At 65.8% G+C, this 16,305-nt stretch carries 16 protein-coding genes; 9 read left to right on the top strand and 7 right to left on the bottom strand.

The window, feature by feature from the left end:
* The first annotated feature begins 100 nt into the window (after window positions 1-100).
* On the top strand, window positions 101-1,345 hold the full coding sequence (locus FHT02_RS13855; protein WP_184088628.1) for a BtaA family protein: 1,245 nt from the start codon (window positions 101-103) through the stop codon (window positions 1,343-1,345).
* A complete protein-coding gene (locus tag FHT02_RS13850) occupies window positions 1,342-2,004 on the top strand; it encodes a class I SAM-dependent methyltransferase (RefSeq protein WP_184088625.1) in 663 nt (220 codons plus the stop codon). Before FHT02_RS13855 ends, FHT02_RS13850 begins: the two co-directional genes overlap by 4 nt.
* A 19-nt stretch (window positions 2,005-2,023) precedes the next feature.
* Here the strand turns inward: FHT02_RS13850 and FHT02_RS13845 are convergent, their stop codons facing one another.
* Window positions 2,024-2,458 carry a DUF695 domain-containing protein gene (locus FHT02_RS13845; protein ID WP_184088622.1) on the bottom strand — a complete coding sequence of 145 codons (435 nt, stop codon included), beginning with the start codon at window positions 2,456-2,458 and terminating at the stop codon, window positions 2,024-2,026.
* Window positions 2,455-3,699: a 5-aminolevulinate synthase gene (hemA, locus tag FHT02_RS13840; RefSeq protein ID WP_184088619.1), complete on the bottom strand. Its 1,245-nt coding sequence runs from the start codon at window positions 3,697-3,699 to the stop codon at window positions 2,455-2,457. The genes FHT02_RS13845 and hemA overlap by 4 nt, the downstream gene beginning before the upstream one ends.
* 250 nt (window positions 3,700-3,949) lie before the next feature.
* On the opposite strand from hemA, the gene FHT02_RS13835 reads away from it, so the two are divergent.
* Window positions 3,950-4,111, top strand: a complete 162-nt coding sequence (locus FHT02_RS13835; RefSeq protein WP_184088616.1) for a hypothetical protein — start codon at window positions 3,950-3,952, stop codon at window positions 4,109-4,111.
* Here FHT02_RS13835 and murI read toward each other — a convergent pair.
* The gene (gene murI / locus FHT02_RS13830; RefSeq protein WP_184088613.1) at window positions 4,108-4,905 is read right to left on the bottom strand and encodes a glutamate racemase; all 798 of its coding nucleotides are present in this window, start codon (window positions 4,903-4,905) and stop codon (window positions 4,108-4,110) included. The genes FHT02_RS13835 and murI overlap by 4 nt on opposite strands.
* A 135-nt stretch (window positions 4,906-5,040) precedes the next feature.
* Here murI and plsY point away from each other — a divergent pair, with 135 nt between their 5' ends.
* The gene (gene plsY / locus FHT02_RS13825; protein WP_246352401.1) at window positions 5,041-5,646 is read left to right on the top strand and encodes a glycerol-3-phosphate 1-O-acyltransferase PlsY; all 606 of its coding nucleotides are present in this window, start codon (window positions 5,041-5,043) and stop codon (window positions 5,644-5,646) included.
* A complete protein-coding gene (dprA, locus tag FHT02_RS13820) occupies window positions 5,639-6,718 on the top strand; it encodes a DNA-processing protein DprA (RefSeq protein WP_343056948.1) in 1,080 nt (359 codons plus the stop codon). Before plsY ends, dprA begins: the two co-directional genes overlap by 8 nt.
* A 4-nt stretch (window positions 6,719-6,722) precedes the next feature.
* Here the strand turns inward: dprA and FHT02_RS13815 are convergent, their stop codons facing one another.
* Together FHT02_RS13815 and FHT02_RS13810 are read right to left on the bottom strand one after the other, a co-directional pair.
* Window positions 6,723-8,168 carry a DUF4403 family protein gene (locus FHT02_RS13815; RefSeq protein WP_246352399.1) on the bottom strand — a complete coding sequence of 482 codons (1,446 nt, stop codon included), beginning with the start codon at window positions 8,166-8,168 and terminating at the stop codon, window positions 6,723-6,725.
* Between the two features lie 170 nt (window positions 8,169-8,338).
* Window positions 8,339-9,364 (bottom strand): alpha/beta hydrolase, encoded by a 1,026-nt coding sequence (locus FHT02_RS13810; protein ID WP_184088607.1) that lies wholly within the window; start codon window positions 9,362-9,364, stop codon window positions 8,339-8,341.
* 194 nt (window positions 9,365-9,558) lie between these two features.
* Between FHT02_RS13810 and topA the strand changes: the two genes are divergently transcribed.
* Window positions 9,559-12,147 (top strand): type I DNA topoisomerase, encoded by a 2,589-nt coding sequence (gene topA, locus FHT02_RS13805; RefSeq protein WP_184088604.1) that lies wholly within the window; start codon window positions 9,559-9,561, stop codon window positions 12,145-12,147.
* A 186-nt stretch (window positions 12,148-12,333) separates the two neighbouring features.
* Here topA and FHT02_RS13800 read toward each other — a convergent pair whose 3' ends face one another.
* Together FHT02_RS13800 and panC are read right to left on the bottom strand one after the other, a co-directional pair.
* The gene (locus FHT02_RS13800; RefSeq protein WP_184088601.1) at window positions 12,334-12,630 is read right to left on the bottom strand and encodes an SEL1-like repeat protein; all 297 of its coding nucleotides are present in this window, start codon (window positions 12,628-12,630) and stop codon (window positions 12,334-12,336) included.
* A gap of 74 nt (window positions 12,631-12,704) precedes the next feature.
* On the bottom strand, window positions 12,705-13,553 hold the full coding sequence (gene panC / locus FHT02_RS13795; RefSeq protein ID WP_184088597.1) for a pantoate--beta-alanine ligase: 849 nt from the start codon (window positions 13,551-13,553) through the stop codon (window positions 12,705-12,707).
* Between the two features lie 79 nt (window positions 13,554-13,632).
* On the opposite strand from panC, the gene FHT02_RS13790 reads away from it, so the two are divergent.
* From FHT02_RS13790 to pgmG, 3 genes are all read left to right on the top strand, one after another.
* On the top strand, window positions 13,633-14,427 hold the full coding sequence (locus FHT02_RS13790; protein WP_184088595.1) for a division plane positioning ATPase MipZ: 795 nt from the start codon (window positions 13,633-13,635) through the stop codon (window positions 14,425-14,427).
* On the top strand, window positions 14,427-14,744 hold the full coding sequence (locus FHT02_RS13785) for a J domain-containing protein (RefSeq protein WP_184088592.1): 318 nt from the start codon (window positions 14,427-14,429) through the stop codon (window positions 14,742-14,744). Before FHT02_RS13790 ends, FHT02_RS13785 begins: the two co-directional genes overlap by 1 nt.
* 106 nt (window positions 14,745-14,850) lie before the next feature.
* Window positions 14,851-16,254 (top strand): phosphoglucomutase/phosphomannomutase PgmG, encoded by a 1,404-nt coding sequence (gene pgmG, locus FHT02_RS13780; RefSeq protein WP_184088589.1) that lies wholly within the window; start codon window positions 14,851-14,853, stop codon window positions 16,252-16,254.
* The last annotated feature ends 51 nt before the right edge of the window (window positions 16,255-16,305 follow it).

Raw genomic sequence — 16,305 nt, 5'->3', positions numbered from 1 at the left:
CACCGATCTGTAAACGGCAGGACGCCGGATCGTCATACCCGCCCGCTAAGCACGGCTTCCAAGCGCTCCGGTGCGTGGAGCGTCCTTGCGGGGAAGCCTGATGGGTATTGCGGCCAAATCACCCAAGAACGGCGCCGTCCGCGGCGCGGTGCATCGTCACGAACATCTGAGCAAGGAAGGGCTGCTCGAGCGCGCCTTCACCTTCGCCTTTCGTGGCCTGGTCTATGCGCAGATCTGGGAAGATCCCGACATCGACATGGAGGCACTGGCAATTACGCCCGACAGCCATGTCGTCACCATCGCCTCGGGCGGGTGCAATGTCTTCTCCTACCTGACCGCCAACCCCAAGGCGATCACCGCGGTGGACCTCAACCCCGCGCACGTGGCGCTCAACAAGCTGAAGCAGGCCGCCGCGCGGCACCTGCCGGATTATGCCGCGTTCCACCGCTTCTTCGGGCAGGCCGACAAGGCTGAAAACGTCCAGGCCTATTGGCGCTATCTCCGCCCACATCTCGACGATGCGACCCGCGCCTATTGGGAGCATCGCTCCGCCACCGGGGTGCGCCGGATCGAAGGGTTCAAGACCGGCTTCTACAAGCAGGGGCTGCTCGGCAAGCTGATCGGCTTCGTGCATTGGCTCGCGCGCCGCTATGGCATCGATCCTAAGGAGATCCTCCATGCGCGCAGCATCGAGGAGCAGCGGGCGATCTTCGACGCCAAGCTCGCGCCGATTTTCGACAGGAAGTTCCTGCGCTGGTTGGTCGATCAACCAGCGGCACTGTTCGGGTTCGGCATTCCGCCGGCGCAGTATGACTTGCTCAAGGCCGACGACCAGGCCGGGATCACCGGCGCGCTCAAGAACCGGCTGCGCAAGCTCGCCTGCGACTTCGATTTGAAAGACAATTATTACGCCTGGCAGGCGTTCGGCCGCAGCTATGGCGAGGAGCCCGAGGCGCCGCTGCCGCCTTATCTTCAGGCCAGGAATTTCGAGACGGTGCGCGACCGCGCATCGCGCGTCGAGATCCGTCACCAGAACATGGCCGAGTATCTCGAATCGATGCCGGCCCAGTCGCTCGACCGCTATATCCTGCTCGACGCGCAGGATTGGATGACCGACGCGCAGCTGACCCGGCTGTGGACTGCGATCACCCGCACCGCCAAGCCGGGCGCGCGGGTGCTCTATCGCACCGCTGCCGCGCCCGACGTGGTCCAAGGGCATATCCCCGACACGCTGCTCGGTCAGTGGGACTATGCGCCTCAGGCGCTACGCGACGACTGGACCCGGCGCGATCGTTCGGCGGTGTACGGCGCGACGCATCTCTGGACGCTGAAGCCGCACGCATGAGCGGCGCAGGAGCGGCTGCCGACCAGAAGGGGCTGATGGAAACGACCTATGGCTTCCATCGCCACATCTACGACTTCACGCGGAAATTCTATCTCTTCGGCCGCGATCGATTGATCCGCCAGCTGGCGCCACCCCCCGGCGGAACGGTGCTGGAGATCGGCTGCGGCACCGCGCGCAACCTAATCGTCGCAGCGAAACGCTGGCCGGAGGCACGTTTCTTCGGCTTCGACATCAGCGAGGCGATGCTGCAAACCGCGCGCGCTTCGGTGGCGCGCCACCGGCTAAGCGACCGCATCACGCTGGCGCAGGGCGATGCCGGCGATTTCGACCTGGGCGCGCTGTTCGGCATCCCGCAGGTCGACCGGGTGTTCATGAGTTACACCTTGTCGATGATCCCACCCTGGATCGCGGCCATCGAACAGGGCGCGCGAGTGCTGGCGCCGGGCGGGAGCCTGCACGTCATCGACTTCGGCCAATATGAGCGGTTGCCGGCGGTCGCGCGGCGCCTGCACTTCAAGTCGCTCAACGACTTTCATGTCTATCCTCGCCGCGACTTGCCGGAGGTGCTGGAGCGAGTCGCCGCGAAGCATCAACTGCGCGCAGAGTTGACTCCGCTGTTGCGCGGCTATGCCTGGGCGGGAGCGCTGCGGCAGGGGTGAAGCAAGGCCCGCGGCGCGGTTATGCAGTGCCGCGCGTCAGCTCGGTATAGGCGGTCCAGTCCGGATCTTCGAACGTCGCGAACTCGAGCGGATAGGGCGCGGCACCCGCGAGCGCTTCGTTGAGCCCTTCCTGAAAGCGTTCGAAATCCTGCGTGTAGATGCGCCATTCCCGCGCGCCATTGGCCGTAATCACCGCAACGCCGGTGCCCCAGCCGTCATGATCCATCGCGGCGAAAAGCTGTTCCTCGAACGCCGTCATCTCGGCGAGCAGGTCTTCGCCGGGGAAGGCGCCAGCTTCAGCTTCGAACGGCCAGCGGATCACCACCAGATCGGGGTTCTCCTCCCGCTCCACTTCGCTCGGCGGCTGGGCACGCACCCGCGCGATGATCGGGGTCTCGCCCGCCGCGCTGGTCAGGAACAGCCACCCGTCAGCATCAGGGCCGACGTCGCTCATGCCGCCCGGCGCAGCTCCAGCCGGCCCCAGATTTCGACCAGCGCATCGACCAACTCGCGCATCATCGCTTCATTGTGGGCGGGGCCCGGCGTGAAACGCAGCCGCTCGGTCCCGCGCGGTACAGTGGGGTAGTTGATCGGCTGGACGTACACGCCATACTCGGCGAGCAAGACGTCGCTGATTTTCTTCGCCTTTACCGGATCGCCAACCATCAGCGGCACGATGTGCGTGGTCGACTGCATCACCGGCAGCCCGGCATCAGCCATCAGCGCCTTGAGCTGCTCCGCCGCAGCCTGCTGGCCGTCGCGCTCGGCGCGCGATGCCTTGAGGTGCTTGACGCTGGCGAGTGCGCCGGCGACCAGCACCGGCGACAGCGAAGTCGTGAAGATGAAGCCTGGCGCATAGCTGCGGATAACGTCGATGATCACTTGATCGGCGGTGATGTACCCACCCATCACCCCGAACGCCTTGCCCAGCGTTCCTTCGATGATCGTCAGCCGGTGCGCCACGTCCTCGCGCTCCGAAATGCCGCCACCGCGCGCACCGTACATGCCAACGGCATGGACTTCGTCCAAATAGGTCAGCGCATTATACTTGTCGGCCAGGTCGCAGATTTCGGCGATCGGCGCGATGTCGGCGTCCATCGAATAGACGCTCTCGAACGCGATCAGCTTGGGAACGCTGGGATCGTCGGCGGCGAGCAGTTCTTCGAGATGTGCCAGGTCGTTGTGGCGGAACACGCGCTTTTCACAGCCCGCATTGCGGATGCCCGCGATCATCGACGCGTGGTTGAGCTCGTCCGAATAGATGATGCATCCCGGCATGATCTTGGCGAGGGTCGACAGCGTCGCTTCGTTCGAGACATAGCCGGAGGTGAAAAGCAGCGCGCCTTCCTTGCCGTGCAGATCGGCAAGTTCGTGCTCGAGTTCGATGTGGTAGTGGGTGTTGCCGCCGATGTTGCGCGTGCCGCCCGAGCCCGCGCCGACATCGTGGAGTGCTTCCTCCATCGCGGCGACGACCTTGGGGTGCTGCCCCATGGCGAGATAATCGTTCGAGCACCAGACCGTGATCGGCTTGGGTCCGTTATGGCCGGCAAAGCAGCGCGCGTTGGGGAACATGCCCTTGTTGCGCAGGATGTCGATGAACACGCGGTAGCGCCCCTCGGCATGAAGTCGATCAATCGCCTGATTGAAGACCCGCGAATAATCGACGGCGGGCACGGCGCTGTCAGTGCTTTGCATGGCAGGGGGCAATACCCTCAAAATCGACGGGTTTCCAGTCTCGCGCGATTTCCAAATTCGATCACGGCGATCGTTCCGTTTGTCCCGGGCCCCCGTCCCGCCCAATTCGGCGCTGGCGTCGCTAAAGTTGATCCCAGTCAAGACTCCGGAGCGTGGAAATGCTATGGAAATGCCATCGCAGACGACTCGCTGCTTCAAGCAAGTTTGCGGCCGAGAGACAGTGTTCTCCCGCTTGAAATGGAGCGTAGCCATGACGAGCCATGACTTCGATTATTTCACTCGCCGAGAGCGTGAAGAGCGGTTGCGGGCGGAGCGGGCAAAAGGCTCGATCGCGCGCCGCGTGCACCTTGATATGGCGGAACGCTATGCCACGATGCTCCAAAACCTCGTCATGCTGCCAACGGCTGCTTAGAGCGACTCCGTCGCGCTGAGCCCGAACCGTGCCAGCGCGGGCGCGAGCGCGTCGGTATGCGCTGTGCGCTTCGTGAACACGGCGCGCCCGGAGGCGTGCTCGTCCGGCCAGGTCTGGCCTTCCAACAAATGCTGGACGCGGCGGGCAATGCCCGGACCGCCATCGACGAACGTCACCCGATGCGGCGCGACTGCTGCCATTTCGTCCTCCAGCAGCGGGAAGTGCGTGCACGCGTTGACGATCATGTCCAGCCGGTCGCCTTGGGCCTGCATGAACAAGCCGTCGAGTTCGGCACGCAGCCGCTCCGGATCGGGATTGTGCCCCCCCAGCTTGGCTTCCGCGATCTCGACCAGCGCCGCCGAGCCATAACGCAGCACCGTGCAGTCGTCGCCGAAGCGTCGGGCGAGATCATCGACATAAGGCTGGCGCACCGTCGCCTTAGTACCCAGCACCCCGATCACGCGCGTGCGGCTCTGCTCGGCGGCGGGCTTGATCGCCGGCACCGTTCCGACGATCGGCACGTCCAGGGCGGCGCGCACATGCTGGAGCGCGATCGTCGAGGCGGTGTTGCACGCAATCACGATCAGCCGTGGATCATAGCGTTCGGCCAGCCGCCCGAGCAGCGCGGGCACGCGCGCGGCGATCTCCGCTTCGCTGCGCGTGCCGTACGGAAACCCAGCGGAGTCCGCGACATAGACGAGCGGCGCGTGCGGCAGCAGCTTGGCCGTCGGTGCCAGCACCGACAATCCTCCTACACCGGAATCGAAGAACAGGATCGGGCGCGAGTCAGCCATGGCGTTGCGAATGGCCATGGTGCGAAGGCGCGTCAACGGGTGGCACATGCTGGTGCGAGCCGTCCCGCTTTGCTTGCGGCACGTCATTGCGCCGCCGCACGTATCGGCTATGTTCTGGTCCGAAGGGGGATGCTGTTGTTCACGCAAATTCCATGGGCAGCGCCGGCGATCGCCATTCTGCTCGGCTATCTTCTTGGGTCGATCCCGTTCGGCGTCCTGCTGACGCGCTTCGCGGGCGCGGGTGATCTGCGCACGATCGGCTCGGGCAATATTGGCGCCACCAATGTTCTGCGCACCGGGCGCAAGGGGCTGGCGGCGGCCACGCTGCTGCTCGACCTTGGCAAGGGCGCGGCTGCCGTGCTGCTCGCCGAGGCGCTGTTTCCCGGCACCGCGCCGCTTGCCGGCATGGGGGCGTTCCTGGGGCACTGCTATCCGGTTTGGCTGAAGTTTCACGGCGGCAAGGGCGTCGCGACGCTGATGGGCATCGTGGTTGCGCTGCATTGGCCCGCAGGCCTGGTCTATGCGGCGGTCTGGCTCGGCTTGCTGGCGGCGCTGCGTATTTCCTCGCTGGCCGGCATGACGGCGGCGATCAGCGCGCCGGTGAGCGCTGCCTTTTGGGGCCGGATTGACTTGGTGCTGCTGCTGCTGGGGCTGGCGCTCATCGTGCTGTGGAAGCACCGCGAGAATGTCGACCGGCTGTTGAACGGTACCGAGCCGCGGATTGGCAGCAAGCGTGACTGATCCGCGCGCGCCGCGCCTGAGGCTGCTGCGCTCCGCGAATATCGGCCCGGTCAGCTATCGGCAGTTGATGGCGCGCTTTGGCAGTGCCGAGGCGGCGTTGGACGCGATCCCCATGCTGGCCGCGCGTGGCGGCGGCAGGGCGCCGATACTCTCCGAACCTGCGCGGATCACGCGTGAGATCGCGGCGGTCGAGCGGCTCGGCGCCGCCTATCTGTTCCTTGACGATCCCGGCTATCCTCCGCTCCTGGCCGAGACCGACAGTGCGCCGCCGGCTTTGATCGTGCGCGGCAACCCGGCGCTTGCCCGGCGGACCTGCGTGGCGATGGTCGGCGCGCGCAACGCCTCGGCGGCGGCATGCCGCTTCGCGCGCGAGCTCGCGTTTCGATTGGGCGAGGCGGGGGTGACGGTGGTGTCGGGGCTCGCCCGCGGCATCGACACCGCCGCGCATCGCGGCGCGATCGGCGGCGGCACGGTGGGGGTGATCGCCAGTGGCATCGACATCACCTTTCCGCCGGAGAATGCCGAGCTTCAGGAGCAGGTGGCCTGCGAAGGTTTGCTGATCGCCGAGCAACCGCCCGGGACCGAGCCGCTCGCCCGCTTCTTCCCCTCGCGCAACCGCATCATTGCCGGCATGTCGCAGGGGACGGTGGTGGTGGAAGCCGCGCCGCGATCCGGCTCGCTGATCACCGCGCGTTTAGCCGCGGAGGCGGGGCGCGACGTGATGGCGGTTCCCGGTTCGCCGCTCGATCCGCGTGCGCAAGGGTGCAATCTCTTGATCCGTGAAGGCGCCACGCTGATCCAGACCGTCGACGATGTCCTGGAATCGATCCGGCCGATCGATGCGCGCGCGGTACGCTCCCCATCCTTCGGCTTCGGAAACGCACCGCCGCAGGATGCCAGCGATGTTGAGCGCCGCGCCGTGGAAGCGCTACTCGGACCAGTGCCGGTCTCAGTCGACGAGCTGATCCGCCAGGCCGGCCTGGCACCGGCAGCGGTGCAGATGGTGCTGCTCGAGCTGGAACTGGCGGGGCGGCTGGAACGGCATGCCGGCGCACGTGTGAGTCTGGCCTAAGCCGCTACCTGCGCGAACGCGATCCGCCGTTCGGTACATAGGTTATTCGAGCAGAGCCGTCCGCCCAGACGGGCAGATACAACCCTTGCCCGCCCGCTTGCAGCACGCCGGTGCGCACCTGGCCGATGTCGGCGCGGATGACAAAATCGCCCGCGCGCTTTTCTACAACGGCCCGCTGCACTTTTCCGAGCAGTTCGTGAAAGTCGTCCGTGAAGTTCTGGGTAAGCGAATCCGCCACCGCTCGCGATACACCTGGCGCATTGACCAGACGAACCAGCAGGTCGCCACCGACGCCGTCGGTGTCGCCATCCACCGCAAGCTGCGTGAACCCGACGCGCTGGGAATTTGCCGCGTTTACTGGCTGCGCCGTGATCCATACCAGGCCGCGCGTTTGTTCGCGCTGGGCTTCGCGCCGCGCCGCGAGCGTGATGCCCAGCGCGAGCCGTCCGCCAGTGGTGGCATAGGCGGTCACGTTCTCAAACCGGGCGACGACCTGTCCGATGCCAGGCACGTGGAACGGGCGCAGCGAGCGCTTGACCAGTGCTTTCAGGATGACGGGTTCGAGTTGCGCATAATCCGCGATGACCGGAATGAAGAAGCGCAGCTGCTCGCCGCCTCCTTCGCGTGACAGCGGCGGGAGCGGGATTGCCGCGGGGTTCTGCGGACGTGGGCCGACAAAGGTCTCGGTCAGCGCCTCCATTCCCAGGCGCAGCCGCAGCGTCTTGCCCGAGAAACGATATCCGCCATAGCGCAGCCGCTGTGGCGTGATCCGCATCCATACCGGCGGATTGTCAGCATTGAGCTGTAGCGACGTGAAGCTTTGTGCCCAGGCATCGGCAACGCGAGCGCGGATGTCGAGCTTCGCCACTTCGCGCGGCAGAGTGCGTTCCAGATCGCGAACGATCGGCTGAAGCCTGGCATCCGCCTGGTCAGTGAAGGTGATTCGCTGCCCGAGAAAGTCGATGCCAGGTGCGTCCGTCCAGTCATAAGCGAGCCGCACGGTCGCACGGACGCTCCAGTCGTTCTGCAGGGCCAGTCGGATGCGGGCATGCGCCATCGCCGATCCGGTTGCGGTTTCGCCTGCCAGCACGCCGCCCACGTCCCGGGCGCTGATCCGGGCGTGAATGGGGACGTCGGCGATGATCTCCTCACCGTTCCCACGCAGGCGGATCGGCGCGCGGGTGACCGTGCCGACCACGGCGCAGCCCAGTGCCGGCGTGACCTTGATCTTGGCGCCGAGCAGCTTGACCCGCGCCGGCGGTACGCATTCCTTCACCTGGCGGTTGATCGACCAGAGCGTGTGCGGGATTTCGCGTTCCAGCGCTTGCGACAGGATGGCGGTGTCGACATCGAGCGGAACGGCAAGGGCGGAAAGCTGGCGCGGTGCTTGGATGGGATCAGTCACGCGCGGCGGCGGCTCGGCCTTGTGGCTGCCGATGGCCACTATCATGGCGACGCTGACAAACAGCATGGCGAGCGCGACCCCGATGATCCAAAACCGCCGGCGGCCGAAGGGACGATGGGGCAGGGGCTGCGCGCTGGCCAAGGCGGACTCCGAGGACGAGTGATCCGCACACGATACGCTGGATCACTCGTCTCGGTTCCGTAACTACTTTCCGGTCACGAGAACGCGCCAGCGATCCTGCCGAGGATACCCACCCGCAGTTCCTTCTTCAGCTGTGCGGCAACCTTGGTCTGCGCGGCGGCGGCGTCCTTCACCACGAGACCCATGCCGAAGAATTCGTGGGTAACACCTTCATAGCAGGTGTAGCTGGTGTCGACACCGGCGGCCTCAAGTCGCGCGGCGAGGATCTTGCCCTCGGTACGAAGCGGATCGACGTCGGCGGCGATGATCATGGTCGGTGGCAGGCCCGCGAGGTTCGCCGACACCAGCTTCAGCCGTGGATCCTCGGTCTGGCCTTGACCGTCGAAGACATGGCTCACGAACCATTCCATGAACGGCTTGTTGAGCGGCACCGCGTTCGCGTTTTCGAGATAGCTGGTGCTGTTGGTGTCGTTGTCGGCGACCGGATAGACCAGGATCTGCGTCACAGGCAGCGGGAAGCCTTCGTCCCGCGCGCGGATCGACACGTTCGCGGCCAGGTTGCCTCCGGCACTCTCACCCATCACCGCGACTCGCGTCGGGTCGCCGTCGAAACTGGCGGCGTTCTCGATCACCCACTTATATGCGGCCCATGCATCCTCATGCGCCGCCGGGAACTTGTGCTCGGGCGCCTGGCGGTAGTGACACGATACGAAGATGCAGTCGGTGGCGAGCGCCAGCGCGCGCGGCGTCGAATCATACACGTCGAGATCGGCAATGACCCAGCCGCCGCCATGGAAATAGACCACCACCGGCTTGGTGCCGGTCTCGTTCTTGCGGCCATACAGGCGCGCCTGTATCGCGCCGCTCGGGCCGGGAATCGTGAAGTCCTTGGTCGCGACGCCCAGATCCGCGTCGGGATCGATGCCGCGGTTGCGCATGACCTGCTTGGCGCCGTCTGCCGGTGTCGGCTGCTTGCGCGCTTCGGCCGGCGACAGCGTCCAGGGCGGCGTCAGGCCCAGCTTCTGGGTTTCGTCCAGCACTTCCTGCATGCTGTGGTCCAGGCGCGCGGATCCGTCCGCATCGGAGCCGAAAAGGACCATGCGCTCATCTCCAATTGATCTGTGTTGATTCTGCGAGAGAACGAAGCGAATCCCGTGCCGTTCCCGATGCTTGGCCGAAATCTTGCCCCGGCGGCTGGCCTTCGCCGCGCCCCCGGCTTAGTGGCGCGGGTTGACGGCTGCCGTGTCGGCTCCCCACTCTCGTACGCGTACACGTAAGGACTTCCGAGAACTTCATGCAGCTTGTCATCGTCGAATCGCCCGCCAAGGCGAAAACCATCGAGAAGTATCTCGGCAAGGATTACCGCGTCCTGGCCTCTTATGGTCACGTCCGCGACTTGCCGCCGCGCGACGGATCGGTGAACCCCGATGAAGGGTTCGCGATGGAGTGGGAAACCTATGCCGACAAGAGCAAGCAGCTCAAGGCGATCGCCGACGAGGCCAAAAAGGCGGACCGACTGATCCTCGCCACCGATCCCGATCGCGAGGGTGAGGCGATCAGCTGGCACGTCCAGGAAGTGCTGCGACTGAAGAAGGCGCTGCCAAAGGAAGTCGAGCGCGTCACGTTCAACGCGATCACCAAGCCGGCGATCCTCGCGGCGATGAAGGCACCGCGTGAACTCGACACCGACCTGATCGACGCATACCGCGCCCGCCGCGCGCTGGATTATCTGGTCGGCTTCACCTTGTCGCCGGTGCTGTGGCGCAAGCTGCCCGGCGCGAAGTCGGCGGGCCGTGTCCAGTCGGTGGCGCTGCGCATCATCGTCGACCGCGAGCGCGAGATCGAAAGCTTCAAACCCCAGGAATATTGGTCGGTAATCGCGGAACTGGAACAGGACGGCACGCCGTTCCAGGCGCGCATGGTCAAGTTCAAGGGCGACAAGCTCGACCGCCTGTCGATCGGCGACGAAGGCACCGCGCTCGCCGCCAAGAAGGCAGTCGAGGAAGGCCGCTTCACCGTGGTGTCGGTCGAAACCAAGCCCGCCACGCGCAACCCGCCGCCGCCTTTCACCACCTCGACGCTTCAGCAGGAGGCGGCGCGCAAGCTCGGCTTCTCGGCGAGCCACACCATGCGCGTCGCGCAGGGTCTCTACGAGGACGGCGCGATCACGTACATGCGTACGGACGGCGTTCAGATGGACGGCGGTGCGATCCAGGAAGCGCGCAAGGCCGTCGCCACCCGCTATGACGGCAGCTACGTGCCGGACAAGCCGCGCCAGTACCAGACCAAGGCGAAGAACGCGCAGGAAGCACACGAGGCGATCCGCCCCACCGACTTTTCCAAGGACAAGGCCGGTAGCGGCGACCATGGCCGGCTGTACGAGCTGATCTGGAAGCGCGCGCTCGCCAGCCAGATGGCGTCGGCGCGCATGGAGCGCACCACCATCGAATTGCAGGACGGCACCGGCCAGCACGCGCTGCGCGCCACCGGCCAGGTCGTGCTCTTCCCAGGCTATCTCGCGCTGTACGAGGAAGGGCGGGATGATGAGGGCGACGAGGACAGCCGCCGTCTGCCCCGTATGAGCGAAGGCGCCGCTCCGGCAAAGAAGGCAGTGAATGCCGAGCAGCATTTTACCCAGCCGCTGCCGCGCTTCTCCGAAGCCTCGCTGGTCAAGCGGCTGGAGGAGCTCGGCATCGGGCGCCCTTCGACCTACGCGTCGATCATCCAGGTGCTCAAGGACCGCGCCTATGTTCGCGTGGAGAAGAACCGCTTCTTCGCCGAGGAAAGCGGGCGCCTGCTGACGGCGTTCCTCGAGCGCTTCTTTGAAAAGTACGTCTCCTACGACTTCACCGCCGAGCTTGAGGAAGAGCTGGACGACGTGTCGGGGGGGCGCGCGCTGTGGCAGGCAGTGCTCGAGGCGTTCTGGAAGGACTTCAAGCCGCGCACGTCCGAAGTGATGGAGCAGCAGCCCTCGGCGATCACCGCCGAGCTCGACCAGTTCCTTGCGCCGTACCTGTTCCCGCAAAAGGCCGATGGCTCCGATCCGCGGCTATGCCCCAATTGCGGCAATGGCCAGCTGGCGCTGCGCGGCGGCCGCTTCGGCGCGTTCATCGCCTGCTCGAACTATCCCGAATGCAAGTTCACCCGCCGCTTCGCCCAGCCCGGCGGCGAGGGCGAGGATGCGGCACCCGAAGTGCTCGGCACCGACCCGGACACCGGGCTCCAGGTCGAGCGCAAGTCGGGACGGTTCGGGCCTTACATCCAGCTTGGCGACGGCAAGGAGGCGCCCAAGGCGTCGATCCCCAAGGATATCGAACTCGACCTAGAATGGGCGTTGAAGCTGCTCAAGCTGCCGCGCACGATCGGCAATCACCCCGAGAGTGGTGAGCCGATCACCGCCTCCATCGGCCGCTATGGGCCGTATCTGGCGCATGCCGGTAAATATGCGCGGCTACAGTCCACCGCTGACGTGTTCGAGACGGGCATGAACGCCGCCGTGGTCAAGCTTGCCGAAGCGGCGGCGGGCGGCGGCCGCCCGGCACGCGGCGCGGCGCGCGAGCCGCTGAAGGTGCTAGGCAAGCATCCGCGCAGCGAGGCCGAGATCAAGCTGATGGAAGGCCGCTATGGTGCGTATGTCACCGACGGCGAGACCAACGCGACCTTGCCCAAGTCGATCGACAAGGAGCAGCTGACGCTGGAGGAAGCCGCCCAGCTGATCGACGCGCGCGCCGCGGCGGCGCCGGCCAAGGGCAAGAAGAAGGCGCCTGCGAAGAAGAAGGCACCGGCCAAGAAGGCTCCCGCCAAGGCCGCGGCCAAGAAGCCGGCGGCGAAGAAGGCTGCGCCGAAGAAGGCTGCGCCGAAGAAGGCTGAGGCTGAGGAGTAGATACCTCCCCCGCACGGGGAGGGGGACCGCGCAAGGCAGTTGCGGGGTGGAAGGGCCACAGCCAGCGGCGGCGGTTATCCCCTGTGCTTGAGAAGTCCCGCGCCTGCGGCGGCGCGGCCCCTCCACCATATTTGCGCATGGTCCCCCTCCCTGTTCCGGGGAGGTATCATGAGATTTGGGGAGACCTTAGGCCGCGCGCAGCTGCGTGCCGCGCAGCCAGGCGCGTGCCGCCTTTTGCGCGTCGTTGATCTCACGTGCGGTCATGTCCTCGGCGATCTCGGCGCGGCACAACTGTGCCTCGCTGCTGCCCGACACGGCGGCGATGTTGAACCATTTGTGCGCTTCGGTAAGGTTCACGTCGACGCCATCGGCGCCGCTCGAATATACCATTCCCAAGTCGTAGCACGCTGATGCGTCGCCCTTGGCCGCATCGCGCAGCCGGCTTTCGATCAGGAAACGTGCGCTCTTCAGGCTGCTGCCCATGACGTCACCTCAAAAAATCTGATCCCTCTGATCAGTGGTTTTGGCGGTGAAGTCGGAAGAAAAGGTTAACGGGGTTAACCGTGTTCATTCGTAGTGACGGGAATGTTGTCGATCAGCCGCGTGCCCCCGATCCGTGCCGCACCCAGCAGGCGCATCGGCCGGCCCGCGACCGGATCGCCCAAGGTTTCAGCATCGGCCAGCGCCACATAGTCGACCTCGAAGCCGGCGGCGGCCAGCGTCTCGCGCGCCTGCGCCAGTGCGCCCTCGGGATCGTCGCCTTTGGCGATCGCGCGTTCGGCAAAGCCCAGCGCGCGGGGCAGGGCGACAGCGCGCGCCCGCTCTTCGGCGATCAGATATGCGTTGCGCGAGGAGAGCGCGAGGCCATCATCGTCGCGATAGGTGGGCACGCCCAGGATCTCCACCGGTAGGTCGAGATCGGCGACCAGGCGGCGGATCACCTGCAATTGCTGCCAGTCCTTCTCACCGAAAAGCGCGACGTCCGGCTGCACCTGGTTGAACAGCTTGGTGACCACGGTTGCCACGCCGTCGAAATGCCCGGGCCGTGCGGCGCCATCCAGCACTTGGCTCACCCCGGCAACGGACACTGTGGTTTCGAAGCCTTCGGGGTACATGACTTCCACCGGCGGCAGCCACAACAGGTCGGCGCCCGCCGTCGACAGCATCCGCGAGTCGGCAAGCTCCTTGCGCGGATATTTCGCCAGATCCTCGTTCGGCCCGAACTGCTTGGGATTGACGAAGATCGACACGATCACGCGAGTCGCGGCGCGCTTTGCCGCTTCCACAAGCGCCAGATGGCCGTCATGCAGCGCACCCATGGTCGGCACCAGCGCCACACGCTCCCCGGCGGCGCGAAACGCGGCAACGGCCTCGCGAAGGGCAGGAAGCTGACGGACGGTTTGCACGACTTGGGTCTTTCGATAAAGCAGGAGCGCGGCCTTCTATGGGCAGGAGGCGGCGCGATCAACAAAGGAAGTCTTCTGGGTGACCGAGGCAGCTAAGCGCTTGCACGTTCTCGTTTTTGCAAACGAGAAGGGAGGCACGGGCAAATCCACCACTGCCGTTCATGCCGCCATCGCGCTGGCGTTCAAGGGCGCGCGCGTGGCGTGCTTCGACCTGGATCACCGCCAGCGGACGATGGGCCGCTATCTCGATAACCGCCACGCCACCGCCAAGCGCAAAGGCCGCGAACTGCCGATCCCGGTCTATGAAACGCATGACGGCGAAAGCATGGACTTCTTCGCCGAGACGCTCGACCGGCTGGGGCAGGACGCCGATTTCCTGGTCATCGACACGCCGGGCCGCGACGACAAGTTCGCGCGGATCGCGGTGACCAACGCCGATACACTGGTCACGCCGATGAACGACAGCTTCGTCGATTTCGACTTGATCGGTCACGTCGACCCGGAAACCTTTCGCGTGCAGCGCCCGAGCTTCTATTCCGAGCTGATCTGGGAGTCGCGCAAGCGCCGCGCGGGCGCCAATGGCGAGACGATCGACTGGGTCGTGCTGCGCAACCGCATGCAGCATATCGAGGCACGCAACATGCGCCGCGTGTCGGAAGCGATCGACCAACTGTCCAAGCGCGTCGGCTTTCGCGTGATCTCCGGCCTGTCCGAGCGCGTGATCTATCGCGAGCTGTTCCCGCAGGGACTGACCATGCTCGATGCCCGCGAATTCGGCGAAATGGGCCTCAGCCATGTCGCCGCGCGGCAGGAGCTGCGTGAGATGATGGCCGGGTTGGCGCTGCCCGAGCATGCGCTGCCGGCGGTCGCCTGATGGTCAAGCTGATCCTCGCGCTGCTGGTGGTCTATGGACTCTATCTGTTGTGGCGGGGACCCAAGCGTTACACGGCGGGCCGGCCGATCAAGCGCCGGGCGCCAAAGCCCCGCGGCGGGGCGCGGGGTCTGCCGGTGGCCGTTTCGCTGGACGAGGCCGAAGCGCGCGCGATCCTCGGTCTCCAGGCCGGGGCAGGGCGCGACGAGATCAAGGCGGCGCACCGCCGGCTGGTGTCCGCGGTGCATCCCGACCGCGGCGGATCCGAAGAACTCACGCGCCGCGTGAACGCCGCACGCGACCTTTTGCTGCGCCGCTGACGCGACTGCGCGCCATTCGCCGCGAAAACGGCACCTGTTACGCCTCCGAAATTGAAACTTCTCCCCGTTTCGCGGATTGGGCGAGCAACATCTTCCCGGAGGCATCATGACGCATCGTTTCGACCCCACCTCGCTGCGCGAGTACGACATCCGCGGGATCGTGGGGCAGACGCTCGGGACCGAGGACGCCCGCGCGATCGGCCGCAGCTTTGCCACGCTGCTGCGCCGCGCCGGCGGGCACCGCGTGGCGGTGGGCCGCGATGGCCGCCTGTCGTCGCCAGAGCTCGAGGCTGCGCTGGTCGAGGGGCTGACGTCGTGCGGATGTGACGTGGTGCGCATCGGCATGGGGCCCACGCCGATGCTCTATTATGCCGAAGCGACGCTGGAGGTGGATGGCGGCATCCAGATCACCGGCAGCCACAATCCGGGCAATTACAACGGCTTCAAAATGGTGTTCCAGCACCGCCCGTTCTTTGGCGAGGACATTCAGGGGCTCGGCCGGCTTTCGGCAGAGGGCGACTGGGACGCGGTCGAAGCGGGCGACGCAGGCACTGTTACCGACTATGACATCGAAGACGCCTATGTCGGTCGCCTGCTTGCAGGCTATGCCGGCGGCAGCTTCCGCATCGGCTGGGACGCGGGCAACGGCGCAGCGGGTCCGGTGATCGAGAAGCTGGTTGCCCAGCTTCCGGGCGAGCACTTCACCATCTTCACCGATGTGGACGGCAACTTCCCCAATCACCATCCCGATCCCACCGAGGAAAAGAACCTTGCCGACCTCAAGGCTTTGGTGGCCGAGAAGGGGCTCGACTTCGGGCTGGCGTTCGACGGCGACGGCGACCGGATCGGCGCGATCGACGGCCAGGGCCGCGTGATCTGGGGCGACCAGATCCTGTCGGTGCTTGCCGAGCCGCTGCTCAAGGCCGAGCCGGGCGCGACGGTGATCGCCGACGTCAAGGCCAGCCAGGCGCTGTATGATCGCATCGCGGAGCTGGGCGGCAAGCCGGTGATGTGGAAGACCGGCCACAGCCTGATCAAGACCAAGATGAAGGAAACGCACGCCCCGCTCGCCGGCGAGATGAGCGGCCACATCTTCTTTGCCCAACCTTTCTACGACTATTACGGCTATGACGACGCGCAGTTCGCCGCCGTCCAGCTGATCCGCGCGGTGCACACGATCGGCAAGTCGATGAACCAGATCAAGGACGACATGCCGGCGATGATCAACACGCCGGAAATGCGCTTCCAGGTGGACGAGAGCCGCAAGTTCGCCGTGATCGACGAAGTGCTCGAGCGGCTCGAAGCCGAAGGCGCCGATGTCGACCGCACGGACGGCGCGCGCGTGAATACCGCCGATGGTTGGTGGCTGCTGCGCGCGTCCAACACGCAGGACGTGCTGGTCGCGCGTGCCGAAGCCAAGAGCCAGGAAGGGCTGGACCGGCTTATGGCGATGATCGATGCACAGCTGGCCGCGAGCGGCCTTCAGCGCGGGCCGCAAGCGGCGCATTGATCCAACGCTAGCCCCTCCCGTTCTGCGGGAGGGGCTTAGATGCTGGCAAAA

The organism is Sphingomonas xinjiangensis, from assembly GCF_014199255.1.
GTDB classification, from domain to species: domain Bacteria; phylum Pseudomonadota; class Alphaproteobacteria; order Sphingomonadales; family Sphingomonadaceae; genus Sphingomonas; species Sphingomonas xinjiangensis.
The sequence above is the reverse complement of the archived record's forward strand: the minus strand, read 5'-3'. Positions and strand labels throughout refer to the sequence as shown.